The sequence below is a fragment of the Candidatus Methanoperedens sp. BLZ2 genome, assembly GCF_002487355.1.
Taxonomy (GTDB): domain Archaea; phylum Halobacteriota; class Methanosarcinia; order Methanosarcinales; family Methanoperedenaceae; genus Methanoperedens.
The window spans coordinates 33,346-57,719 of the sequence record NZ_NTMG01000019.1 but is presented as its reverse complement, the minus strand read 5'-3'; the positions used below and the strand labels follow the sequence as shown (position 1 = coordinate 57,719).

Genomic DNA, 24,374 nt, shown 5'->3' with positions numbered 1-24,374 from the left:
GCTAATAGGACTTTAAACCATTATTATCTTTCTGTTGCCGACAACACAATATTTTTCCCCAAATTCCTGGGGAGTTATAAATACAACTTCTAATTTCTTTTTTCTTGCAATTTCTATAATATTGTTTAGATTTCGCTCAAAATTATTCAAAGAAAATAGCCTGTCTTTTTCTCCGATATCACAGGGATGGAAATATGTGTTTAATAAAGATTCCTGATTCCAAATGATATTATTAAAAATATTTCTAAAAAATATCGGATGTTTTGCGATATTTGCAGCCATATTTCTTTTACTTATAAAGATCCGCCAAAAAAATGGCACTGTGTAATTTGTTATTGGAATTTCCATGATGTTATGATTGTTAGAAGGATTATCGTCCCTGATCCTGTAATCCTTTTTTGAGGGGAAATAAGGGTCTGCTGATGTATTCTTCCAATCATAAATATTACAGGTATTCCCGCTGTTCATAAGGCCGGGAATGGCTGACAGATCATATTTGATGCCAAAGGAATCTACTAAATTCATTGTATAATTTTTATGGAAGCACCAGCCCATTTTTACACTATTTATTCTAAAAAGTTTTGAAATTTCATGATAGCCATTTTCAAGGCATGAGGATATCCAATCATTATCGTTGATTTCTTGATACCATATATTTTTTAGTTCATCATATCGCCATAGATGAGGATGCCATCCAATTTCATCACCTGATTTTATTTGCTCATTCCATAATGATATATATTCTCTGACAGGATAGCACCAGTCATTCCATTGTATATTGATCTGCTGATCCGACCTCAGGAACCAGGTAATTTTAGGAGAAAGTCCCTGTTTATCTTCAAATATTCCTATTTTTTCTTTTAATCTGACAATAGACTGGATAGTCTCGTCCCATACATTTTCTTTAATAAATGCGTTCGGTTCATTTATCTCAATTAGAGGATCGGTATCGCATCCGATTACTACAAATAACTTTTTTGTCATACTATTTATTATTTATAGAATTTAAGAGCAAGTTCCGTAATTATATTTTTAATATATACGATCGGAATTCTATAAGTATATAATTCCCTGTATTCCCCGCCAAAGCTCTTTTTGAACTCGGTTGGTCCATGGTTTTTATTTATGATCGCGCCTCCCATATCATAGTAAGCGTATCCCTGATCTTTTCCCCATTTTATAATTTCCCATTCCAGAAGATTATTCGGACGATATCTGCCAGCATTTGAATCCATAGCGGATAACCAGCTGAGAATCCCTTTATTAAGTAACAGAAACATCCCGGATAATATTTTATCCTCACATTTTGCCAAAATTAAACGAGATATATCAGAATTGTTGAATAAATCATGTACCAGGCCATATTTTTGTGCCTGAAATTCTTTAGTTCTTGCGGCAACTTCGTATAATTTCCACCATTCATTAAAATCATTTTCATTTTTTGCTTTCTCAATAAATACACCATTCTGGTTCGCTTGATTAATTTTTTGCCTGACATTTCGATGAAAATTTTTCCATATAGCTTCATAATTTTTAATATTATTATAATTTATTATATATGTGCCATCTGATTTTATCATATATCTTTCAATTGCATCATCTTTATATGGTGTTACTATTTCCAGAAAGGCCACATTCTTTTGCGCAGATATCTTTTTTGTTTTTTGGATAATAGATAAAATATCTTCTAAATCGGGTGAATGAATTTTCATGAATGTATATCCAAAAACAGGAAGTTTGTGCAGATAAGCAATTGTGGTATCAATTTTGAAAAGTTCAAAGTTCTTATTTTTGCAATATGATTCCATAAAGATCTCATTTTGCATTATATCATAGCCATTCCATTTTATTGCTTTTTTATCATTCATATTTTTTATCATCCGGAATATAAATCCATTAAATTTTCTATCCTTATATAGCTTGATCACACTTTGCATGATGACAACTAAATAAACAGACAGCCTGTATCTTTAAGGCAACTTCTATCATATTCCACCTAAACATGATTTATAATTTTATCAAGAAATACCTGGGGAATCCTCTCTTGAAAAATTCTTTTTTCCTTCTCATTGGCAGTTACTTTAATGTAGCATCTGGTTTTTTTTTCTGGATTATCGCAGCAAGATTTTACTCTATTGAAGACGTGGGCGTGGCAACAGCACTTATGTCTTCATTGGGCCTCGTAATGCTTTTTTCAAATTTTGGTTTTGATCACTCTATTATTCGCTATCTTCCTATTAATGATAAAGACAAGGTTTTCAACTCATGTTTGATCATAACTGTGATTTCCACTATTATTGTAGGATTTATTTATATATCAAGTATAAATTATTTTTCATCAAGTCTATCTTTTATACAAGATTTTAAATTTATGATGATTTTTCTGTTATTTGCAGTTATGAGCTCAATAACTTCAATAATGGGAAACGCTTTTGTAGCTATGAGAAGCGGAGGTCTTTTTTTCTTTCAAAATGTTTTGCAGGGTGTAAGAGTGCTCCTTTTAATTCCACTTGTCTTTCTTGGAAGTTTTGGTATATTTGGATCTGTAGGCATATCATATTTGATTGCCACTTTGTTTTCATTTTTAATCATAAAAAAGCATATAGGGTTAAATTTCAAGATAGATAAAGCATTTATCAAAGAATCTTTGTCATATTCATCAGGCAATTACATATCACATGTTCTAATGGTATCTCCCACATTAATATTGCCAATATTGATCTTAAATTTATCCGGAGAGATCGAAACCGCCAAATATTATATCGCATATGCTATCGGGAATCTTGTTTTAATTATCCCGGATTCGCTGGGTACGTCACTGTTCGTGGAAGGAAGCCACGGCGAAAGTCTTAAGAAAAACATAAAAAAGTCACTAATAGCAGTTTATTCTTTCCTTATTCCCTCTGTAATATTTCTTTATTTTTTTGGAGATATTCTTCTTGGTTTTTTCGGAAAGAATTACATAGAAGCTTTTGAGCTTTTGAGATATTTTGCACTATCAAGCTTTTTCGTTGTTGCATATTCATTATTTGTTCCTATCCAGAAAGTAAGGATGAAAATTGAAAGCATTGTGAAACTGAATTTGTTAAGGTTCCTGCTCCTGCTGGGATTGAGTTATGCTTTTATTTCAATATTTGGAATCGTAGGGGCAGGGTATGCCTGGATGTTAACACACATAGTTTTGGGGATATTGATTTATCTATTGGTAAAAAAGAATGAGTGGATTTAAGATAAATACATTTCTATATTTCCAGAATAATATATTTTTTTTATTCCCGGATTACTATTGATTTTATCTTCAGAAAATTTCCATGTTTTGATGATTTTCCAATTCTGAAGACTCATTCTACTTAAATCATAATTTACAATGAAATATTTACTTTCTGAATTATTTGATTTTTGAAGTAGAAATGCCACATCATCTATAGATAAAACTTTCATATGCTCACGTATATTGGTATAATTAATATCTTCTACCTGTTTTTCATGATGCATAATAAAGAAATTTTTTGTTAACTCATCAGATACTGATATTGATGACTGGATGGTATTTTCTAAATACCAGTATGTAGGATATTCAATATATTCATATTTATTCTCATCCATATCAATTAAGTTATTGCTATAATTTTCATAATAATAAACCGGCACCACGACCATTAATAGCAAAAAAACAAAAATTGCCCAGTTTTTTAATTTATTTGAGAATCTATATAACCAGATAGTGCAAATTATCCCGGGAAGATAAATCTGGGTAATTGCAAATTGAGCTAAAAAAAACCTTATTGAAGCATATGAAATTGCAACAAGAATAATTGAACATACGATAGTATCATAAAAATTAATAGGATTCTTTGTTCTTAATTTTCTGAACGTTATTATTGAAAAAGCTAATATTGAAATTAATAATGCCGAATATTTTATTAAACTAATTATAGAGATAATTCCGGGATAACTTATATATAATTCACTTAAAGGAGTTTGTACGCTTTCGGTAGAAACGTATGATAATAAAAATTTATCAATAGCAGTTACATCCCGTAATTGTTTATCCATAATTGTTGGGATAAAAACATCATAAACGAATTTTAATAATCCAAAATCAAACACTATCAGTATAATTAATATATTTAGATAATTTCTCCTGATGTTTTCTTTTCTGATCTTTGATATTAACTTCAAAAGAAAAAGTAACAATGATATAATAACCAAAAATAACAAAGATACGGCAAATATATCATAGGAAATGATAGCCAATGACATACCAAGGAGTATTAAAAGAATTCGAAATTCCCACTCTTCTTCATTTTTTCTCTCTGCGACTTTGAAAACAATAAAAAGCATCGTGTAAAATATGATCCATCCTAAAGCATGGGGCCAAAAAAAAACTTTATCAGTACCATTTGTGCTTGAGATGAGTTCTATTAAAGTAATTGAACTTGACAGTAAATAACTCCCGGATATTTTATATATAAAAACATAAAAAACAATTAGATACGGGACAAATTGAATCGGTAAAAAAACAAATTCTTTTGTAGGAATTTCAGTAAGAATATTTATTATAGCACCAGTTATATAAAATCCCGGTGCAATTTGTTCGGCTTCTTGAGAAAATAGATGTCCATGTTGAACGGTTTCGGACATTACCAGCATATGTTTTGGTGCAAAACCATCTAATGTGCCATTAAAAATTATCAATGGCACAATAAAAGCCATAGATAGGATTATTAAACTTATTTTGTTTTCGTATCTCATTTTTCATTAAAATCTCTTTTAGCAATCTCATAAACTTTAAGGATGTCACTGGCAATATTCTGCCAGCTAAAGTTTTCTGCATAACTCCTGATTTTTTCTTCATTCCATACTCTATCCAGAGCAGTTAATATGTTTTCAGATAAATATCTTGAATTCGCTGGCTCACACAATAAACCATATTCTTCAGATGTAATTATTTCGGGAATTCCCCCAACCCGTGTTCCAATAAAAGGCTTTCCGCAAGCCAGACATTCCGGCAATACTGTGGGATTGCCTTCTTTCAAACTTGGTAAAATAAATATGTCGCAGGCATTCATCCAGATTGGAATTTCTTCATGCGTTTTCCTGCCGACCAGTTTCATTTCATTTTCCAATCCCATTGTACGAATTTGTTTTTCCAGATTCTTTCTTAATTTTCCAGTTCCTATTATAATACACAGAACGTCTTTTCTATGCTTTTTAACCTCATTAATGGCTTCAATAAGATACTTATGTCCTTTTATTTCATCATACATATTCCCAACATTCAATAAAATTTTTTTATTGTTAATTGGTAAATTTAATTTTTCCTTACACCGGGGTCCATCAAGCGCCATAAATTTATTGTGATCAAATCCATTAGGTATATAATGCACTTTATTTAAAGAAATACCAACACTGTCAAAAAATTTAATATCACCTTTTCGTATCCGGATAATAGCATCACATGATTTCCAGGATTTAATGAATATCGGATCTTTATTTTCAATAGCTTTTTTAAAAGTAACTGAAGTATGTTCCGTAATTGTTACAGGAACATTAAATTTTTTCTTTAATTCAATTGAGACTGCCCCGGATGGCCAGGTATAATGAGCATGGATCAAATCAAATTTCAATCCTTCTTTCTGGATTTTTTTTATTATCGCCCTTTTTTCCAGGTATATCCAGTTCTTTCGTCCATATGAATAGAATACAGGAAAATTCAAATATTTTAAAAAATAAACATGGATATTTTCAAATATATAATCTTCTTGCTTTATTTTCCTGACATATTCAATTCCATAAGGAACAGGAGAGATCACATAGATGTTGTCAAAAAAAGATCTTAAATGCTTTACCTGTTCTTTAATGAAAATGCCACCAATATAGATGTTCTCCCTGTCCGGAAAATTATTGCATATTACAAGTAAATTCTTTGTCATTCTTGTATCTCATTTATTACATATTTATATTTACCAGCCTTTGTCTTATCTATTTTATCAACAAACTTAAATTCCACATTCCATCCTTCACTTTTCAATCTTACTTCCTGTAATATCTTATTTAACTGCTTTTCATCAAAGTATTCATCTGTAACTATCTTAATAATGATCTTATCTAATTTTTCCTGGATGATCTGGTATTCTTTTATTCCCTGGCAAAATTTCCAGAATATATATATAAAGAACCATCCATTGACATTCTTTCCTTCCGGGGTCAGAAGGAAATCTACGCTCCTTCCAATTACTTCTTTTAATAACTTATACCCTCGACCGCAACTGCAAATATCATCAGTAAGATTTCCCAGATCATTTGTATCATATCTTATAAAAGGCATCGAATAATTATAAAGACTGGTTGCCAATATTTTTCCGGAACCAGTCTCTAACTGATTTCCTTCCGGATCTGCAATTTCCATAATTCCTCTCTCAGTATCAATATGCAGTCCGGCATGTTCCTGGCATTCATAGGCACTGATGCCGCCATCATTTAATCCGTAAGTATCCAGTACCTCACAATGAAATATTTTTCCAATCTGTTCCTTCATGTGGGGATACAGCTTCTCAGAAGTTGTGAATATCAATAAAGGGTAATCTATTTTCAGATTATTTTTCTCAATCCAGTTAGCAAAGAAGTAAATTGAAGATGCATATCCCCTCAAAAATTTAGGCTTGAATGAATTTATGATATTAACATATTTCCGCATTTCCTTTTCTCCCATATCAAATGAGGAGAGTTTCATAATATTTCTGGCAATTTCATGAACTCTTTTAGCCAGGTACGATTTTGTTCCGATATCTAACGAAGAACCTGCTAAGAATACCATCTTATCCCCGAGCCCATAACCACCATATCCCCATCCTCTATATAGCAAAGCGCCACTCAGGAATCTATCAAACTTGCTTAACCTGTATTTTAAGGGATTACCTGTTGAACCTCCCGTAACCCCTTCATAATAATGTAGTTTATTCAGATTAACAGGTTGAAAATCCTCCCAATTTGATTTTATATTTTCTTTCGTAAGTACAGGAAGTTTCTGCAAATCTTCAATTTTTTTTATATCCCCTGGAACCAATCTCAAATCATTAAAAAGTTTATGATAATAAGGAACATTTTCATAGGCAAAATTGACCATATGCCTTAATTGCTTCTCTTGTTCCTCTTTTAATTCATCATAGGATTTCCATTGATTTTGGATCAATTTTTTGTAGATCGAATAAAAATTTCTATCTGCAGCCTGATGTGCTAATATGAATAATTCTCTATTAAACATGTTTTCATTCCTTATCAAGCATGTTTTTTAATTCATGGAAACTTTCAGGATAATTCTCTATAAACCCGATCATGAACCCAGTTGGATCAATTTTATCTTTCATTAAGATCTCCTGTTTATTTTTCCATTCATTTTTTATATCAGATTTTTTGATAAGCTCGATTCCTTTTTTAATCGCTTTATCCTGGTCTTTATAGCTTAACATCAAACCATATTTTTGTTCAAGTTCAATGAAATTGCCCATTGTTCCGGCAAGTGTTGAAACATATATCGAGGGGGTCCCTAATATTGCGCTTTCAGTTGCCATGGTTCCTCCTTCACCTAAATATAACGTGGCAAAAAATAATAGATCATGTATTTTTTCCGGAGAAATCGTTATGCGATATCTCTCAAATTCATAGGGCAACGGACTTTCAGAGGAAATAAGCACCCGCCCGTATTTACTGAATTCTTCCACAGCTTTTCGTTTTGCATCCATTGAAAGCCCGCTTTGTCCAATATCATGGTGTGCATCCCATGCAACAAAACGTAAAATAAAGAATTTGTCTCCTGGTGAAAGATTTAATTCAGATAATACCATCGGATTCGGGGTGAAATAATCCGGATGAAGATAAAAATTTTCTTTATAAGCGTTAAATCTTAACTGTTTTCTTCCAAGATCGTTTTTAAAACAATTTGGAGTAATGATAACATCTGTAAAAAGCTTTGCTATAAATAGACAAAATGTGGAATGTTCCGTATCTTCAAAAATAATATGCTCTTTTCTAAATAAAAAACTATTTATTGCCATCATTGGAGAAGCTCTGCCTATATATATATCAGGTTTGAACTTTTTACTGATCTGAAAAATCCTGATCAATGTCTTTAAGAAAATAATCCCTTTATCAATTATGGTTTTTCCTGAAGTATCTGAGATAATTTCATAATCAATATTGAAAATATCCAGCAATTCCAGATCCCTGTCTTTATTTATCGCAACAACCTTTACATTATGACCTTTCTTTTCAAGCTCCCGGATCATGTATTTGAATTGATGTACCCAGGAAGGATGTTCAATAGATAATAAAAATTTCATTTATTTCCCCCATTTCCTACTTTGAAACCGGGTCTGTTTTCGTATATCCCGGGTATTGAGTTTATAATTTCTAACGTTTCATCGAAATTAATGCCAATAGTATCGCAATACCATTTTATCGATTCATATCTTGGTTTATTTTCATCTTCAACTAATTCTAAAGCTTTCTCTCTTGTTATCATGCCTTCCCTTATTTGATTACTGCGAAATGTATCGTTCTCGGTAAAGCCTGTAATTGCTCTATATATATAATTATAAAAAGCGGCTGTGCCATCTCCGATCCTCCATGTGGTGCGTGTATCTGGAGCCAGTTCCCACTCATATTCTCTTATTAATGTCGATTCTATCTCCAATTCATTCCATTCAATATATCGATATAAATTCAGATATTCATGGGGCATCATATAATACGAAAAATAGGCGCTCATTGTATCAAATATTGAAGAATTAATATATGAGGGATTTCTTATATACTGGTTCAAATAATACGCGGCTAACTTTATTTTGTTAATACCTGCAAGGGAATATGTGTGTTCACCTCCAAATCCGGGTTTGATCCCGCAATATCCGGATTTGAAAAAGGTGTTCTCCAGCATATTCTCACATAAAATAACTAATTCGATACCGGTTTCTTCCATTAGCTTGTTGGCATAATAGAAATATTGCTTATCTCCGGCCATGAATAAAGGGATCATTCCCAGATCCGGTTTTTTAAGCCATGCATTTACATTTTTCCGGATGTTTTCTCTTTTTTTATTTATATCGGCAGACACCAGTATATTCTCAACACCCAATTTACCACACATCCTGGCAATATTTCTTCGTGCAAGATCTGTTACCATACCCCAGTCATATGTATAAGTGATGGGATTCATGTTTAAAACATTTTTAACATAGTGTAATCCATAGCTGCTGTCCCTCCCACCACTAAAAGCAACGATGCAATCCGGATCTTTTGTTTTACTCCGGTATTTTGCAGCTATTTTTTCCAGGGCATCCTTACCCATTACTTCAATTTTTTTATGATTTCTACAATAATTGCAGACGCCTTTAACATCATATTCTATAAACGGCATTGTTTCAGGCAGAAGACACTTTGTACAGCGTTTTATAGAGGTTTTAAACGATCTTACCTGAGGGAAATTGTTATTATTTTTATTAGTATTACCATTATTATTTTTACTAGTATTACCGTTGTTATTTAATATATTCTGTATTTGATTGATCGTATTTTTTTCTAATTCCACATTTCGGATATTGGGAAATAAGATATTAATATTTTTCAAAGAGTTACATTTTTCAATTGAATAATTAACAAATTCTTTCTTATTTAATTCTATTTTTACTAAATCCGGATTATGAATATTTATGAAATAACCGGTTCCCGGCCTGACCTGTAATATTTCATAATCTCCTAAAATTTTCTGCAATTTTTGTTGTTTTATCAGTCTATTTAATATATAACGTTCAGATGCAAAAATATAGATATTACCTTCTGAGTTCTTACATAAATATAAAGAACCATTATTTGTAGCCAGTAACAAATGATTAATATCATTGAATAATAACGCTATTGATGCAGTGCCTTTTATGAGTCTGAAACTTTCTTTAATGGCATTTACCAGCGAATTCTGGTGGTTATAGAAATAACGAATTAAACTTAATAAGATTTCAGTATCCACTTCATATTTTTTGTCTAAAAATGGAAATTTATTCCAGATTTCTTCATTATTTACAATTATACCATTATGAATTCCCACTATTCCATCTTTTATGACCGGTTGATTATTTTCGATAACCTGTCTGGCGCCATTTGTCACTAATCTGGAATGCCCGATTATAGTAACAGGTTGAGCATATTTAAGTTTTTTATTTGAAATATTTAATGCAGAATCGAGAATTTCATTAAATTCTTTACTGTTTATTAAAACAGATGCCGGAACAGGGCCTTTGTAAACCTTTATATCTTTATCAGAATTTATTGCAACTCCTGCTGCTTCTTTACCTCTTGATTCGGAAAGTTTGAATAAGTCAGTTACTATTGATTTTAATTGCTTGCTATCAATATTTGAATCATTTCTTACCGCTATTCCGAAAATGCCACACATATATATTCCTATATTTATTTCAAAAATCCAACATTTCCGCTCCTGCTCTTATCAGCCTGCATGTCAAAGTGCATTGCAAATAACAGGAACTGGATCCCCATAAGTGTTATAAAAGCCGAAAGTAACGGAAAATTTTGAGAGACAGGGATCTGACGCCATTTCTGCATGAATATCCAGAAGCCAAAAAATACTCCGGACGGCACAAGCACAATGCCTGCTATGTAGAAAAAGACAAGCGGATGGAAATCAAGCACAACATACTTTGTTTTCAATCTCCATAAAAATCCTCTGAAATTCATTGGAGCAACCTTCATGATATAATTGATGTATTTGATCTTTGATTTCTCACAACCGTAACGCGCTGGCATCACAACATCTTCAACCCTGATACCAAAGGCATTCAATTTTATAAGCATATCATTACAGTATCCATAATATGGGAAGATTTCATCCAGATTCAACACTTCAAGCGCCTGCCTGGATATAGCCGTATATCCATTTTGCGGATCCATTATATGCCAGTATCCGCTGCCGATCTTTGTGATTATAGTAAGCATTGCATTCCCCAGGAATCTCCATCTGCTCATTCCCTTACGGAAATCTTTGCTGATCAATCTGTTCCCTTTAGTATAATCCGCCCTTCCTTCAATTATAGGGATAACCAGGCGGGGAAGCTGATTCGGGTCCATCTGGTTATCTCCTGCCATTACAGCAACAATATCCATTCCATCTTCAAGAGCCAGTTTATACCCCGTAACTATTGCTGCGCCTACTCCTTTATTAGTCTTGTGACATACGGCAACTATCCTTTTATCAGTAATGCCCATTAAAATTTCAGGAGTTCTGTCATTGCTGCAATCATCAATAACATATATCCTTTTAACATAATCCGGTATGCCTTTAAGTGTTTCCTCTATCAAAAGTTCTTCATTATATGCAGGAACAACTACACTGATATTGTAACCTTTGAACTGATGAAAGCTGGATTGATCATCCTGGCCAATATATTTTATTTTCAGATTATTTTTCTCGGCTTGATATATGATATCTTTTGTTGTTGATCCATTCAAATCTTTCAAAACAATACTATTCAAACATTTTGTTGAGAAACCAATACATACTTTCTTTTCATCTCTTTTATTTAAATGGACATGTAGCCGGGAATATGAAATATTGGTTTTTTCTTTTGAATTTACAACAATATCATAACCTTCATTCCTGATTGGCTCGATAATTTCTGGTATAATATCGGGTTCTTCATCAGTACTCATCATGACTATGATTTTTGCATCTTTCTGACTGGCAATTTTAAGATCGTTCACTCTTCTTTCGCCATTTTTCATTGGATGCTGATAAATCTCAGCACCTGCAAGCTCTGCTATTTCTACTGTGCTATCAATGCTGCCATTATCGATAACGATGATGCGATCAGCATACTTGTGACCTTTAATAATTATACTGCCAATAGTCGCTTCTATGTTAAATGTATGAAAAATAATCGTTATTGCCCTGGTATTGTTATGGTTATTATTTTCCAACATATCAGCTCTATTTATGAGAATATGTTAAATCTGACTAAATGCATATAAGGCTTTATATAAAAAAATAATTATACTAATTATAATCATAATCATTTATTTGAATTTTGAATGAATAAGTATATGCGTTTATTTTTTCATTTATTAATAGTGTCAATTGTACTATGGGCTTATCCTGCTGGCAGCTCACTATCAAATGCTATCCCGATGAGTATGGTCACAGGACTGGCAATAGGTGGTGTCCCTGCAATAATTTTATTGATTTTACTGATATCTTCAAAAGACATTATTTTATCAAGCAAGTACAAGGATGATACAAATGCGGATTTTTTAAATATAATGATATTGCCTTTACTTATTGTTTTTACTTCTATTGTGATCTTTAAGATTATTGAGATTATGTAACAAAAGGTAATATACCGAACAAAAATATATTATTTACTCCATGCGCCATTACAACAAATGGAAGACTTCTTGTTTTTTGAAAGCTAAATCCCAGTATTAAACCTGCAAAAGATGCAAAAAAGATCTCATAATAACTGGAATATCCTGAACTCATGAAACCGGATATAACACTTGCTATAAGTAATCCAACTATTGGCCCTGAATTTTCTTCTATGCTTTGCTGGAGAAAGGACCTGAATATTATTTCTTCACAAAGGGCTGAGAAAAAAATCACTATAATCGCCAATATAAATAAATTAAGTAAATCCGGTTCCGGGATCAGAGGATCCGGGACAAGAATATTGTATTCGAATAAGGCCAGTCCGATTCCCAGGAGAATGGAAACTGGCAATAGATAAAGATTTTTGTACGTTAATCCGATATGACGATTGCTTAATCCCTGTTTTTTTATTAATAAAATTATAGGAATAAACATTATTAAATATAAAGATGCAAGCCAGTAAATAGTAAAGGAAACAAAGACAGGCAACGATAAATTAAGAATGCGAAAAAGTGAAATCAGGGAAAGCGATTGAATGATTTGATGTTTCTTTTTTGAAAGTAATAATATTAATATTAAAATAATGTTAAATGAATGCACTACTATGGTGAGGAGTCTTTGTTCTGAGAAAAATAAGATTTCCGCTAATATAATCAAAAGTATAGATATGATCTCATATTTTTTTAAGTTATATTTATCCATAAAACAAACCACAAGGGGGTGTTTCAAAATTATTTTTTACCCCATCTGGAAAGGCACCAGAGTAAAACTCAGCAATCCCAGGATAAAAGTAATTACACCTAATGCCATCCTTCCCTTCCCGAGCGGTATATCATCATCAAGAGGCTTGGGATGACCTGCCGCTGCAAAAAATGAAAGGAAGATACCCCATAAAACCCATATAAAACCATCGCGGTCCAGTACATATGTGACATAGAAACCAAGAGAAATAAGGATAAATGGAATTACTCTTGATGCTTCTTTTGCTTTCTCACCAATCATTGCTCGAAGAACATGACCACCATCAAGTTGTCCTGCCGGGATCAGGTTAAGAGCTGTTACAAGCATCCCTACCCAGCCTGCAAACGCTATCGGATGCATCATCATTCCATCTCCGGTAGGTATAATGCGGTTTATCAGTTCAAATAGCAAAGGAGTGCCGAGTTCAATTTTTAATCCCTGGGTCGCCTGTGGCAATTGGGGCTGGAGAAGTCCGATTATTGTTACAATCACAGATACAATAAGCCCGATAAGAGGGCCTGAAATACCTACATCAAACAGGGCTTTCCGGTTAGGTATGGGTCCTCGATGTTTTATCACGGCTCCCATTGTGCCTATCATGTTCGGGAATGGGATAAAATATGGTAATGACGTTTGCATACCATGCTTTTTTGCGACTATGTAATGTCCTGCCTCATGTGAGCCAAGCACTGCCATGATCGCGATAGTAAAAGGTAATCCTTTCATGATATCAGCAGCGGATATGTCCGGATGACCGCCAAAAAGAAGAGAGCCCACTATCATCGTAGTGAAAATAGTAGCAATTGCAAGAACATAATTTATCCAGAGGCGCTCTTTTGCAGGTAAGAGTGGCGATGCTACGAGAATATGTTCACCAAGATCATATTTTATTGTGAACTGGAAACCTTTTTCAGAAAGGAGCGGCCATAGCTTCTGGAAGATAATCTTTATATCTTCCTTTGGAGTTCCAAAAAAATAAATATTACCATCCGCATGCTGGATATCATAGATAGAAAAAACCTGGTTTATTTTCTCTCTAAGCTCCTGTTCTGTTATGGATGCATTTTCCGGATTATTCATTTGTACTTATATACTCTATTCTATATAATAAATGTATTCTATATAATAAATGTAACGAGTAATTTAAATAAATAAAATGAAAATCAGGCTTTTTCTTCCATCGGGACAAATTTTGTCCCGTAATATATCATTCCTTTATCGCTTTCCTCACCAAGTTTCCTGAAAGCTGACTTGACCCTCATGCCAATATGGATTTGTGAATGGTCGCATATTACCTGGGACGTAAGACTTGGACCTTCATCCAGTTTTATTATAGCAAGAATATAAGGCGTAAGCTTGGAATAATCTTTCGCAGCAGTATGCACGATCGTATATGTTACAACAACACCCGCGCCTTTGAATTTGAACGGGTTTATTATACCGTTCCTTCTGCATTTGGGGCACATGTTCCTGGGCGGATAGAAAAAACCACCGCATTTTTCACAATGCGTTCCTATGAGATTATAAAGATTCTTTAATCTTCTCCAAAATCTTGGGACTGACATACTTATTTCTCCCTCCCGAAAATATGAACGACAGCAGTTCCGCCTGAACCTCCGACATTATGCGTGAGACCGATCTCGGCACCATTTATCTGCCGCTTCCCGGCTTCACCACGCAGTTGAAGTGTTATTTCAACAGCCTGTTTTACACCCGTAGCGCCAACAGGATGGCCGCAAGCTTTTAATCCTCCGGAAGGATTTATAGGGATTTTACCCCCAAGGGCTGTCATGCCTGATTCAGTTGCAGGCCCGCCTTCCCCTTTCTTAACAAATCCAAGGTCCTCGATAGCACATATCTCTGCAATTGTGAAACAATCATGAACTTCTGCAAAGCCTATATCCTTTGGTTTGAGTTTTGCCATCTTATATGCCCATTTCGCTGCTGCGACGGTGGCATCAACAGTTGTAATATCAGGCCTGTCATGAAGCGAAATTGTGCCGCTTGCCTGGGCAGATGCCTTTACATAGATCGGAGTATCAGAATATTTCCGGGCAATTTCAGCCGGGGCAATGACCACAGCCGATGCGCCATCTGTGATCGGGGAACAGTCAAAGACCCGCAAGGGGTCTGCGACCATCAGGGAATTAATTACAGTTTCAATTGAAATTTCATTCTGGAACTGCGCTTTTGGATTCATTGTGCCGTTGTGGTGGTTTTTCACAGCCACTGCTGCCAGCTGTTCCTGTGTTGTACCATATTTATGCATGTGAAGCTTTGCGATCATAGCGTACAGGCCCGGAAATGTTGCGCCCATAATACCTTCCCATTCCCTGTCAGCAGCCGCTGCAAGAGCATCCGTTGTTGTCTCAACACCCACATCGGTCATTTTTTCAGCCCCTCCTGCTACCACAATATCATGGTAACCCGATGCTACCGCAAGGATACCCTGGCGCAATGCAAGCCCGCCAGATGCGCATGCTGCTTCCACGCGCGTTGAAGGGACGTTAAGGCTTGCAAGACCGGAGTAATCCGCAATAAGCGCCCCGAGATGCTCCTGTTCAATAAACCGCCCGCCGCTCATATTTCCCACATAAAGTGCATCGATCTTTCCGCCCTGGACATTGGCATCTTCTATCGCGCTCACTCCAGCTTCCACAAATAACTCCCTGAAGGATTTATCCCATAATTCGCCGAATTCAGTGCATCCGACTCCGATAATTGCCACATCTCTCATTTTTTCACCTTTATTTGATTTTATAATTTGATCTTACCTTTATGTCTCGCATAAGTCGCATAATTGATATATACAGGATTTGCCAGCAATGTTTCAACGCCTGGCGCCCCATTTCGTATTTCATCGATCCTGTCTGTCACCGTAAAGCTGAATGCATCGCTTCCGGCGCCTGAACCGAATGAAGTCATGAATATCCGGTCTCCTGCTTTTGCAATGTCAAGAGTTGCTGCAAGTCCCATCATGCATGAGCCCGAATATGTATTTCCAAGACGCGGAACAACAAGCCCGGGTTTTATCTGCTCACTGGTAAAACCAAGCATTTTTGCCACGCGGGTTGGGAACTTGCCGTTTGGCTGGTGGAATATCGCATAATTGTAATCTGAAGGTTTTGTGCCCATTCTTTTCATAAGGCCCTCCGCAGCAGATGAAACATGTTTGAAGTATCCCGGTTCTCCCGTGAATCTTCCCCCGTGCTCCGGATAAGGCATTCCTTCCCTTCTCCAGAAGTCCGGTGTATCTGTAGTGTATGAATATGTGGATTCGATATTTGCAACCTGGTCTTTCTTTCCGATTATATAGGCTACTCCGCCTGCAGCAGCAGTATATTCCAGTGCATCCCCTGGCGCGCCCTGGGAAACATCTGAACCAATTGCCATACCAAGCTCGATCATTCCTGTTTCTACCATGCCCATGCATGTCTGGATAGCAGCAGTTCCTGCCTTGCATGCGAATTCAAAATCCGCGACAGTGAGGTCAGGTGTAGCCCCGATAGCTTCAGCTATAACGGTGCTTGAAGGCTTGACCGCATAAGGATGGCTTTCCGAGCCTGTATATACCGCTCCGATTTTTTCCGGATTTATATTTGCCCGGTTAATTGCATAACGTGCAGCTTCTACTGCAATTGTTATTGTGTCCTCATCAAGATCAGGCACTGATTTTTCAAAAACCATCAGCCCATCAATTATGCTATTTGCATTTGCGCCCCATACCTTTGCTATCTCTTCAACCCGTATCCTGTATCTGGGTATGTAAGCACCATATGAAACGATTCCAACATTCATGTTTGTACCTCTTTTTTGTTAAATATTAAATTATATTGATAATAGTGATAATATTAATGTTTAAGATCATGGGACGCAAGAGCGCGGATCAGGTCTGGCATTGGCATAACCGTCGCAATAAGCGGAACATGTTCGATCTCTGCTATCTTTGCTGCTATTTTGTCCACCTGTGATGCCGGGATTCCATGAATTACCACCAGTGCAGGTTTCAGGTTTGTTACCCTCAGGGCAACCATAGGCGACCTGCCTGTTGATACCTGGGTGAAGATCATGGCTCTTTCAGAGCTCCACCCATATAATTTCTGGAATTCATTGTAAGATAATTCGAGGATCGCTCTCAGGCTATCCACAATTGTATAACCGTATAACGGTTTTATTTGTTCGGATGGTGGGCTGTAAACCACTTCCCCATTCACGAGCTTTATGAGTTCTTCTATGGACATCGGGGAAAGATACTCATGAATATCATATATAGCGTCAGCGTTAAAACCACCCCTGAGCATTCCTTCATAAGAACGTATTTTGGCGCCACCGCGTGCAGTATCCATTTCAAGTATTGCTTCCACGATCTTACTGACAATGAAAATCCCGGGGGATTTTCTCCTTCCGCTTTCATAATCACTTATTACTGATGGTGAAACTTTAAGAAAAAAGGCCAGGTCGGATTGGGGTATCTCAAAGGCTACCCGCCACTTCTTTAATGTTTCTCCCGGATTATCAGACAGGGTGATCTCACCCGCCATTTTCTCAGCGAGTTTGTTCTTCAGGTCATGATAAGAGCCGTTCATTACAGGAGGATTAACAATACCAGAAGTAGTAGAGGCAGGAGTCGAAGCAATATCTGCTTTTTCAGTCATATGAGAGCGAGGTATAGATTTGATGGGATATAAAACTAACGAAACGGCCATCGTCAAATAACGAAGTGGGTTATAATTACAACTCCATTCGTAGTTATAGCAATCTCTTTTAATATCCTTGTCTATTAATAATAACAATGCCAGAAAATGAAAAATATCCGGGTGAAGAGAAGCTCATCATACTGCCGCTGGGGGACGAATCAAAGAAGATAACGCAGGTAATCTCAAATGACACAGCAAGGCAGATAATCGAGCTTCTGGCTGATGCCCCGCTTTCTGCTTCGGATATTGCACAGAGTCTGCATGCGCCCCTTACCACCGTTGCTTACAACCTTGAGAATCTGGAGAGCGTGGGACTGATCAAGGTTGATAAGATAAAATATAGCGAGAAAGGGCGGGAGGTCAGGATCTATGCCCCTGTGAGAAAACTCATCATTCTGGTGCCGGAAAAGACAGACAGGAATTCTGTTGGTGATATACTCAGGAAGTACCTGGGAGTAATATTAACAGCAGTATTTGCTTCAAGCATAATTGAATTTTTCATGAGAAGCACTGGAAGGAACTCAAATGATTTGCTTATAACAAATGATTTAAAATCATCACCTGTTCCCTCACCAGCCATTCAGGATTTATCGAACACATCCATGCCTGCCAGTATAATTAATGAGACAGTAAAAAGTGACGAGGTCGGTAGAGTAGTTCCAGCTACATCAATAAATGCCTGGGATGCAAATGCAACTGCTGCGATCCCTGTGCAGCCGCAAGCGGTGGATAATGGTGCAATAAGCAAGGCTGCGCCTGATATATTCACAAACCTGGCGAACGCGATCAATGCACACCCCGGACTTGTATTTCTTCTCGGATGCCTGTTTGTAGTTGCAATACTCGTAATTATGGATTACAGGAAAAATAGGAAAAATGGATAATGGTACAATATCGATGGATATGGCAGCTACAGCAGTAATTCTGGTTGCTGGCAACCAGGTAACAATATACGAAGGCGGTAAAGTGATACAAAACTTCACCCTGCCTGAGGGAGAAGAATACACCTGGAATACTTCAAATGGTGGAGTATACATTAGTGGTGGTATTGGTAGGGGTGTTGGTGATGGTAAATTGAATGGAAGAAGTCAAGCTGAACGTGAAACAGAGCTTAATAAATCGATTAATATCGCCAGGAACGATAGCAGGGTTCAGGATTTACTGGAAAGCAAGGGTCTTGTTGAGAGAAGAAGGAGAGGAATGGGAAACATCGTTTTGTTGAAATAAAAAACAAAATGTCTCTATTGCAGGTTATGAGTCGAAAAGCTTATCTTTACATATGTAAATAATAACAAACACATGTTAAAGCTCACAACCAACTCTATCTCAGAGCTTTCAAAACTTCTCGGATTCCTCGGAAACGAGCAGCGCCTTTGCATACTCAAAGCAATTTCAGTACAGGAGAAGTATGCAAGGGAAATTTCAGAGGAACTCGGTATCTCACGGCCTCTCGTGAACATATACCTGAAGCAGTTCGAAAAGCTTGGACTTGTAAAAGGCAGAAGCGATGTCTCGGAAGAATCGCCATATTTCAGGAGATATTATAAATCAGTGCCATTCGAGACGGTTGTGAGCCTGGACATGATCCAGAATCTTAAGGAGGAATGAAAAATGAAAATTAGATACAATACCTGGGTACCACTCATTGTTGCATCCCTTATTCTTGCAATAATCATGGCATTTAATTTAGGAATTATATATGGAAATACAAATGAATTTGTGATAATCCCGCTTGGATTTAAAATAAACGCGTTTTGGTTTTACGTTTTAATTTTGGTGCTTATAGTATCCGCATTAGCAATAATAATAGATTATTTATTGAGTGGATTGCAATGGGTTAGCCGTATAGCAGAGCAAAAGGTTAAACAACAGCCATTAAGAGGAGATGAAGTAAAAGCTCAGATAGAGTTATTAAATGATCGAAGCAGAATAATCGAAAACAAGATAGACAAAATAGACGAAATACTCAGAAAAGTATCGGATTAGAGGAGGAATCGGAAATGGAAATAAACAGGATAACTGCGGCTGTAACTCTTGTTCTTGCAATGGTGGTATTAAGCAGTATTGGAATTAATATTGTGATAATATTGTATTATGCAATTATCGTTGTACCTATCGTGTATCTGTTAATTCTGACAAAACGCTACGTGGATGCAAAGGAATCACAGTCAAAAATTTCTACAGATTTGACTACCAAAATAGTCTTGTTAAAAGAATCTATGGGTAGAATTGAGAAAAAAGTTGAAAAAATAGAGAGTATACTTGAAAAAGTCTCCGAGTAGCTGGGTGGCCAAATGATACAAACCACCATCCTGTTCGTCATTTTAGCCCTCACAATCATCTATACCACTTATACCACCATAAAACAACTACGCACCCTTGAAATATCCCAATCGCGGCGCATTCTTGACCTCATGGTCATAGGGGCAATCCTTTACCTCCTGGATTTCCTCATGCCTTTTGAGCGCGGCGGGCAGACTATAATACTGAGAACAGCAGGCATGTTGATTTTCCTTTACGGGTATGGGATTCTGTTGCTTGAGAAGTACCGTGAGGGCAGGAGAGAAGTAAAATCATGAAAATAAATGTAATTCTCTCGGATCAGCAATCTCCCCTTTCAGCGCGCTTGCCGCCGCTGTTTCCGGTGATGAGAGGTATATCAGCCCTCCGGCCCCCATCCTGCCCTTGAAATTGCGGTTGGATGTGGAGAGGCATGTTTCACCCTCACATATTACACCCATATGGGCGCCAAGACACGGTCCGCATCCGGGTGGCGCAATAATGGCGCCGGCTTTAAGAAGCGTTGAAATTATACCGGATTCTGTTGCTTTTATCAGGACAGAACGTGAAGCAGGAAGCACAATTGTCCTGACTTTTACTTTTTTGCCTGCAAGGATCTTTGCCACAATTTCCAGATCCTCAAATCTTCCGTTCGTGCATGAGCCTATGAAAACCTGGTCAAGAGGCGTGCCAAGAAGTGTTCCGACCCCTGATACATTATCTACCTCGTGCGGTTTAGCAATTTGCGGTTCAATGTCTCCTGCATCAAAATTATATTCCTCGCAATATTTAGCATCCTTATCAGCATAAACAGGCTCGAATTTATCACGCGCCCGCCCTTTAAGATATTCGAGAGTTTTTGCATCAGCCGGAACGATACCTGTTTTTGCCCCCATCTCTATTGACATGTTGCAAAAGGTCATACGTTCGGCCATTGATAATTCACTGATGGCACTGCCGTAATATTCGAGAGCTTTATAATTAGCGCCGTCAGCGCCTACATTCTTGATTATGAATAGTGTCATGTCCTTTGCTGACACGCCTTTTGCGAGTTTCCCTTCCACCGTGATCTTTATTGTTTGCGGGACGCGCAGCCACAACTTGCCGCTTGCGAAGATTTCAGCCATATCAGTAGCCCCGACCCCCGTGGCAAAAGCCCCGAAAGCGCCGTAAGTGCATGAATGCGAATCTGCCCCGATTATAAGTTTTCCGGGCATGGCAAAACCCTGCTCAGGCAGGACCTGATGACAGATGCCTTCGCCTACATCGAAGAAATTTATGATCCCCTGCTCTTTTATCCACTGCCTTGTGCTTTTGTGAAGTTTTGCCGCAGTTTCATTATTAGCTGGAGCTATGTGGTCAAATGGAATAATGATCCTGTCAGGGTCCCATACTCTCTTTACACCCATTTCCTTAAAGGCCCTCACAGCCAGGATGCTTGTCCCGTCATGAGCCATCGCATAATCTACTTTTGCTAAAACAAAATCACCGGCATTTGCGGGTTTACCCGAAGCGCGGGAGAGTATCTTTTCACTTATGGTAGGCATTTGTCGATAATAGGTTTTTAAGAAATAAATAGGTAATTGCCCCGAATCTTAAGGATAAAGCAATAATATCTACATTCAAGCAATTCTAAATCGTGGGGGTTATTTCCTTTTTTCCATCATCTCATCCAGCAGTTCCTTTGCCCTGTCAGCCCTTACTTTCTTTTCCCTGACCATAATATCGGCAATTTTATCAACCAGATCACCTGTGGCGCCTGCCTGGATGGCTACATTCCTTGAATGAAGCCCCATATGACCCCTCTGGATGCCTTCCGTAGCAAGTGCACGCATTGCTGCGAAATTCTGGGCAAGACCAAGGGCTGCAAATACTTCACCCATTTCTGTAGCTGACTTTACTCCAAGGATCTTTACAGCTGCGCGCGCTATAGGGTTTGTCTTCGTCGCCCCGCCTACAAGACCTACGGCCATTGGCATCTCTATTGTTGCAACAAGATCGCCGTTTGCGTTTTTCTCATAGCATGAAAGGGGGCGGTAAATTCCGCTTCGTGATGCATAAACATGTGCTCCGGCTTCTATTGCCCTTGTATCGTTGCCTGTAGCAAGCACTGCTGCTGAAACCCCGTTCATTATACCTTTGTTGTGGGTTGCCGCCCTGTAAGGGTCGCCTGCCGCAAAATGATATGCTGCAAGAATACCGTCTACAACTTCTTCTCCTCCGATAGTTTCTTTTGGGAAAACCGCTTTTGCCCTCATCAAGCGTTTATCTGCAAAATTTGAAATAATCCTTAGGTACACGCGCCCCCCGGTAAGTTCCTCAATATAAGGCGCCACAGTTTCAGCCATCGTATTCACGGCATTTGCGCCCATGGCATCCCTGCAATCCACTACAAGGTGCGTGATGAGCATTTTCCCGGAAGGAGTATCAATTACCCTGACTTCCACATCCTTTGCGCCGCCGCCGAACTTTACAAGTATCGGGTCAACTTCATTTGCGCGCCTGATTATTTCATCTTTTTTCTCAAGGATGTTCAATCTCGCACCGTTCGGGTCTTTTATCCCGACAGCCTGTATCTGGCCCATCATTACAGGACCTGTGCTGCTCGTTGTGAAACCTCCGCCTTCCCGCGCCATCTTCGCTGCATTGCTCGCTGCGGCTATTACTGATGGTTCTTCGATAGCCATGGGAATAAGATAATCCCTGCCGTTGATCTGGAAATTCACGGCAATGCCCATCGGCACTTCCATTATTCCAATGAGGTTTTCCACCATCCGGTCAGCGGCATCAAGTGAAAGCGCGCCAGTTGCGCCTATGCATGATGCTTCTTCTTCAGAGAGACCTGAGAATTCGGATACGATTTTGAGCCTTTCTTTTGGGCTTTGCTTATAAAAACCTGATATCTTTGATGTTTTTGCCATTTATATTACCCGCAAGAGGATTTTAGATGGCAGGAGGGTATAAATAGGTATCCAAAAGCTTTATCAATGTATCAAGACGTACAGGGTATTCCAATTCTAGATCATTCGGTGAATTCTTATGACTCAAAGGACAAAAGCAAAGAAGAAAAGACTGGCAAAACACCAGAATCAGAACCAGCGCCTTCCGGCATGGGTTATCGTAAAGACCAAGAGAAATGTAATGACCCATCCGAAGAGACGCAACTGGAGAAGAAGCACACTCAAGGTTTAAAGTGATTATTATGGCAGATATTGAAAGAATTTATACTATTCCCCTTTCGGATGCACGGAAAGTTCCGCGCTGGAAAAGAGCAGAATGCGCAGTCAGGAAAGTAAGAGCATATCTTGGAAAACACCTGAAGACCGACCTTGACGAGGTCAAGATCGATAAGACCATCAACGAGAAACTCTGGGAGAGAGGCTCAATGAAACCGCCATTGAAATTAAGAGTAAGGGCGGTCAAGTTCGAAGCCGGCGGCGTTCAGGCTGAACTCGCCCCGGAATAACTTTTTTTGGGGCCTAATTGAAACGTAAATTGAATATTTCAGGGAGCCCCGTACTGGGCGTCTTTGCAACGTGTACAGATGAATTTGTTTTCGTACCTTATGATGCATCTGCTGAAACAATAGGGGAATTGGAAGAATCACTTGGTGTTGCAGCCTGCCACACTGCTGTAAGCGGAAGTTCGATTATAGGTTCGCTGATGCGGGGAAACAATAACGGGATGGTGGTAGCAGGTTTTGTCCTGGAAAGAGAAATCAGGGCTATAAGGAAACATATCAAGGCAGCAAGGTTAACCGAAGAGCACAACGCAGCAGGAAACCTTATTTTAGCCAATGATACAGCTGCCCTTGTTCATCCGGATCTCTCTGAAAAGTCCATTAAGATAATTCAGAGAACTCTTGGGGTCGAGGTCCAAAGAGGCACTCTTGGCGGTTTAAAGACCGTTGGAATGGCAGGTATAGCTACGAACAAAGGTGTACTCGTGCATCCTAAATCCAGCCCTGCTGAGATATCGGTAGTTGAAGAACTGTTCAAATTACCAGTTAATATCGGGACTGTTAATTTTGGCTCACCTCTTGTTGGTTCCGGGCTTCTTGCCAATGTTAAAGGCTATGTTGTGGGCGAAGAAACCACCAGCCCTGAGATAAGCCGTATAGAAGATACACTGGGATTCCAGTAGGTTTAATAATTTTTCCGTTTTTGTAAATTGTCTCAATACTATAGCTTTGCTATTCTTTCTTAAATACAAACCTGATGTAT

General features: G+C 37.6%; 27 protein-coding genes. 11 read left to right on the top strand and 16 right to left on the bottom strand.

The annotated features are described in order from the left end of the window. Positions 1-12: 12 nt before the first annotated feature. The gene (locus CL181_RS02385; protein ID WP_097297646.1) at positions 13-984 is read right to left on the bottom strand and encodes a hypothetical protein; all 972 of its coding nucleotides are present in this window, start codon (positions 982-984) and stop codon (positions 13-15) included. 8 nt (positions 985-992) lie between these two features. Then, the gene (locus CL181_RS02380) at positions 993-1,868 is read right to left on the bottom strand and encodes a GNAT family N-acetyltransferase (RefSeq protein ID WP_176505017.1); all 876 of its coding nucleotides are present in this window, start codon (positions 1,866-1,868) and stop codon (positions 993-995) included. Between the two features lie 134 nt (positions 1,869-2,002). Between CL181_RS02380 and CL181_RS02375 the strand changes: the two genes are divergently transcribed. Further along, positions 2,003-3,229: an oligosaccharide flippase family protein gene (locus CL181_RS02375; protein ID WP_097297644.1), complete on the top strand. Its 1,227-nt coding sequence runs from the start codon at positions 2,003-2,005 to the stop codon at positions 3,227-3,229. Here the strand turns inward: CL181_RS02375 and CL181_RS02370 are convergent. The 6 genes from CL181_RS02370 to CL181_RS02345 are packed head-to-tail and all read right to left on the bottom strand — an operon-like array spanning position 3,226 to position 11,991. Then, complete coding sequence (locus CL181_RS02370; protein WP_141398764.1) at positions 3,226-4,755, bottom strand: hypothetical protein; 1,530 nt, start codon at positions 4,753-4,755, stop codon at positions 3,226-3,228. The two genes, CL181_RS02375 and CL181_RS02370, sit on opposite strands and share 4 nt — an antisense overlap. After that, positions 4,752-5,936: a glycosyltransferase family 4 protein gene (locus tag CL181_RS02365; protein WP_097297642.1), complete on the bottom strand. Its 1,185-nt coding sequence runs from the start codon at positions 5,934-5,936 to the stop codon at positions 4,752-4,754. Before CL181_RS02365 ends, CL181_RS02370 begins: the two co-directional genes overlap by 4 nt. Next, positions 5,933-7,267 carry a phenylacetate--CoA ligase family protein gene (locus CL181_RS02360; protein WP_097297641.1) on the bottom strand — a complete coding sequence of 445 codons (1,335 nt, stop codon included), beginning with the start codon at positions 7,265-7,267 and terminating at the stop codon, positions 5,933-5,935. The genes CL181_RS02365 and CL181_RS02360 overlap by 4 nt, the downstream gene beginning before the upstream one ends. 4 nt (positions 7,268-7,271) lie before the next feature. Further along, the gene (locus CL181_RS02355) at positions 7,272-8,342 is read right to left on the bottom strand and encodes a DUF354 domain-containing protein (protein ID WP_097297640.1); all 1,071 of its coding nucleotides are present in this window, start codon (positions 8,340-8,342) and stop codon (positions 7,272-7,274) included. Further along, a complete protein-coding gene (locus tag CL181_RS02350) occupies positions 8,339-10,450 on the bottom strand; it encodes a hypothetical protein (RefSeq protein ID WP_097297639.1) in 2,112 nt (703 codons plus the stop codon). Before CL181_RS02350 ends, CL181_RS02355 begins: the two co-directional genes overlap by 4 nt. 14 nt (positions 10,451-10,464) lie before the next feature. Beyond that, positions 10,465-11,991 carry a glycosyltransferase family 2 protein gene (locus tag CL181_RS02345; RefSeq protein ID WP_097297638.1) on the bottom strand — a complete coding sequence of 509 codons (1,527 nt, stop codon included), beginning with the start codon at positions 11,989-11,991 and terminating at the stop codon, positions 10,465-10,467. Positions 11,992-12,138: 147 nt separating this feature from the next. On the opposite strand from CL181_RS02345, the gene CL181_RS02340 reads away from it, so the two are divergent. Continuing rightward, positions 12,139-12,393 (top strand): hypothetical protein, encoded by a 255-nt coding sequence (locus CL181_RS02340; RefSeq protein ID WP_141398763.1) that lies wholly within the window; start codon positions 12,139-12,141, stop codon positions 12,391-12,393. Here CL181_RS02340 and CL181_RS20030 read toward each other — a convergent pair. The 6 genes from CL181_RS20030 to CL181_RS02310 form a co-directional block, all read right to left on the bottom strand. Further along, the gene (locus tag CL181_RS20030) at positions 12,386-12,784 is read right to left on the bottom strand and encodes a CPBP family intramembrane glutamic endopeptidase (protein WP_176505016.1); all 399 of its coding nucleotides are present in this window, start codon (positions 12,782-12,784) and stop codon (positions 12,386-12,388) included. The genes CL181_RS02340 and CL181_RS20030 overlap by 8 nt on opposite strands. Positions 12,785-13,171: 387 nt before the next feature. Further along, on the bottom strand, positions 13,172-14,254 hold the full coding sequence (locus CL181_RS02330; RefSeq protein ID WP_097297635.1) for a site-2 protease family protein: 1,083 nt from the start codon (positions 14,252-14,254) through the stop codon (positions 13,172-13,174). Between the two features lie 83 nt (positions 14,255-14,337). Beyond that, the gene (locus CL181_RS02325; RefSeq protein ID WP_097297634.1) at positions 14,338-14,739 is read right to left on the bottom strand and encodes a Zn-ribbon domain-containing OB-fold protein; all 402 of its coding nucleotides are present in this window, start codon (positions 14,737-14,739) and stop codon (positions 14,338-14,340) included. Positions 14,740-14,741: 2 nt separating this feature from the next. Continuing rightward, positions 14,742-15,911 carry a thiolase domain-containing protein gene (locus tag CL181_RS02320; RefSeq protein ID WP_097297633.1) on the bottom strand — a complete coding sequence of 390 codons (1,170 nt, stop codon included), beginning with the start codon at positions 15,909-15,911 and terminating at the stop codon, positions 14,742-14,744. Positions 15,912-15,931: 20 nt separating this feature from the next. After that, positions 15,932-16,972: a hydroxymethylglutaryl-CoA synthase gene (locus CL181_RS02315; RefSeq protein WP_097297632.1), complete on the bottom strand. Its 1,041-nt coding sequence runs from the start codon at positions 16,970-16,972 to the stop codon at positions 15,932-15,934. 53 nt (positions 16,973-17,025) lie between these two features. After that, positions 17,026-17,829, bottom strand: a complete 804-nt coding sequence (locus CL181_RS02310) for a helix-turn-helix domain-containing protein (protein WP_394336509.1) — start codon at positions 17,827-17,829, stop codon at positions 17,026-17,028. Positions 17,830-17,966: 137 nt separating this feature from the next. Between CL181_RS02310 and CL181_RS02305 the strand changes: the two genes are divergently transcribed. The 6 genes from CL181_RS02305 to CL181_RS02280 all read left to right on the top strand — a co-directional run bounded on the left by CL181_RS02305 (position 17,967) and on the right by CL181_RS02280 (position 20,450). Then, positions 17,967-18,755, top strand: coding sequence for a transcriptional regulator (locus CL181_RS02305; protein ID WP_097297631.1), 789 nt, complete (start codon positions 17,967-17,969; stop codon positions 18,753-18,755). Continuing rightward, positions 18,748-19,098 carry a hypothetical protein gene (locus CL181_RS02300; RefSeq protein ID WP_097297630.1) on the top strand — a complete coding sequence of 117 codons (351 nt, stop codon included), beginning with the start codon at positions 18,748-18,750 and terminating at the stop codon, positions 19,096-19,098. Before CL181_RS02305 ends, CL181_RS02300 begins: the two co-directional genes overlap by 8 nt. A 72-nt stretch (positions 19,099-19,170) precedes the next feature. Beyond that, positions 19,171-19,479 carry a winged helix-turn-helix domain-containing protein gene (locus CL181_RS02295; protein WP_097297629.1) on the top strand — a complete coding sequence of 103 codons (309 nt, stop codon included), beginning with the start codon at positions 19,171-19,173 and terminating at the stop codon, positions 19,477-19,479. Positions 19,480-19,482: 3 nt separating this feature from the next. After that, the gene (locus CL181_RS02290) at positions 19,483-19,857 is read left to right on the top strand and encodes a hypothetical protein (RefSeq protein WP_097297628.1); all 375 of its coding nucleotides are present in this window, start codon (positions 19,483-19,485) and stop codon (positions 19,855-19,857) included. Positions 19,858-19,871: 14 nt separating this feature from the next. After that, positions 19,872-20,153 (top strand): hypothetical protein, encoded by a 282-nt coding sequence (locus CL181_RS02285; protein ID WP_097297627.1) that lies wholly within the window; start codon positions 19,872-19,874, stop codon positions 20,151-20,153. A 12-nt stretch (positions 20,154-20,165) separates the two neighbouring features. After that, positions 20,166-20,450 (top strand): hypothetical protein, encoded by a 285-nt coding sequence (locus CL181_RS02280; RefSeq protein ID WP_097297626.1) that lies wholly within the window; start codon positions 20,166-20,168, stop codon positions 20,448-20,450. Here the strand turns inward: CL181_RS02280 and CL181_RS02275 are convergent. Both CL181_RS02275 and CL181_RS02270 read right to left on the bottom strand, forming a co-directional pair. Then, entirely contained in the window at positions 20,445-21,698 is a 1,254-nt protein-coding gene (locus CL181_RS02275) for a 3-isopropylmalate dehydratase large subunit (RefSeq protein WP_097297625.1), read from the bottom strand. The two genes, CL181_RS02280 and CL181_RS02275, sit on opposite strands and share 6 nt — an antisense overlap. Positions 21,699-21,797: 99 nt before the next feature. Continuing rightward, positions 21,798-23,072, bottom strand: coding sequence for a hydroxymethylglutaryl-CoA reductase, degradative (locus CL181_RS02270; protein WP_097297624.1), 1,275 nt, complete (start codon positions 23,070-23,072; stop codon positions 21,798-21,800). 118 nt (positions 23,073-23,190) lie between these two features. Here CL181_RS02270 and CL181_RS02265 point away from each other — a divergent pair, with 118 nt between their 5' ends. The 3 genes from CL181_RS02265 to CL181_RS02255 are packed head-to-tail and all read left to right on the top strand — an operon-like array spanning position 23,191 to position 24,294. After that, on the top strand, positions 23,191-23,343 hold the full coding sequence (locus CL181_RS02265) for a 50S ribosomal protein L39e (protein WP_097297623.1): 153 nt from the start codon (positions 23,191-23,193) through the stop codon (positions 23,341-23,343). Between the two features lie 10 nt (positions 23,344-23,353). After that, the gene (locus CL181_RS02260; RefSeq protein WP_097297622.1) at positions 23,354-23,617 is read left to right on the top strand and encodes a 50S ribosomal protein L31e; all 264 of its coding nucleotides are present in this window, start codon (positions 23,354-23,356) and stop codon (positions 23,615-23,617) included. Between the two features lie 17 nt (positions 23,618-23,634). Next, positions 23,635-24,294: a translation initiation factor IF-6 gene (locus CL181_RS02255; protein WP_097297621.1), complete on the top strand. Its 660-nt coding sequence runs from the start codon at positions 23,635-23,637 to the stop codon at positions 24,292-24,294. Positions 24,295-24,374 lie beyond the last annotated feature (80 nt).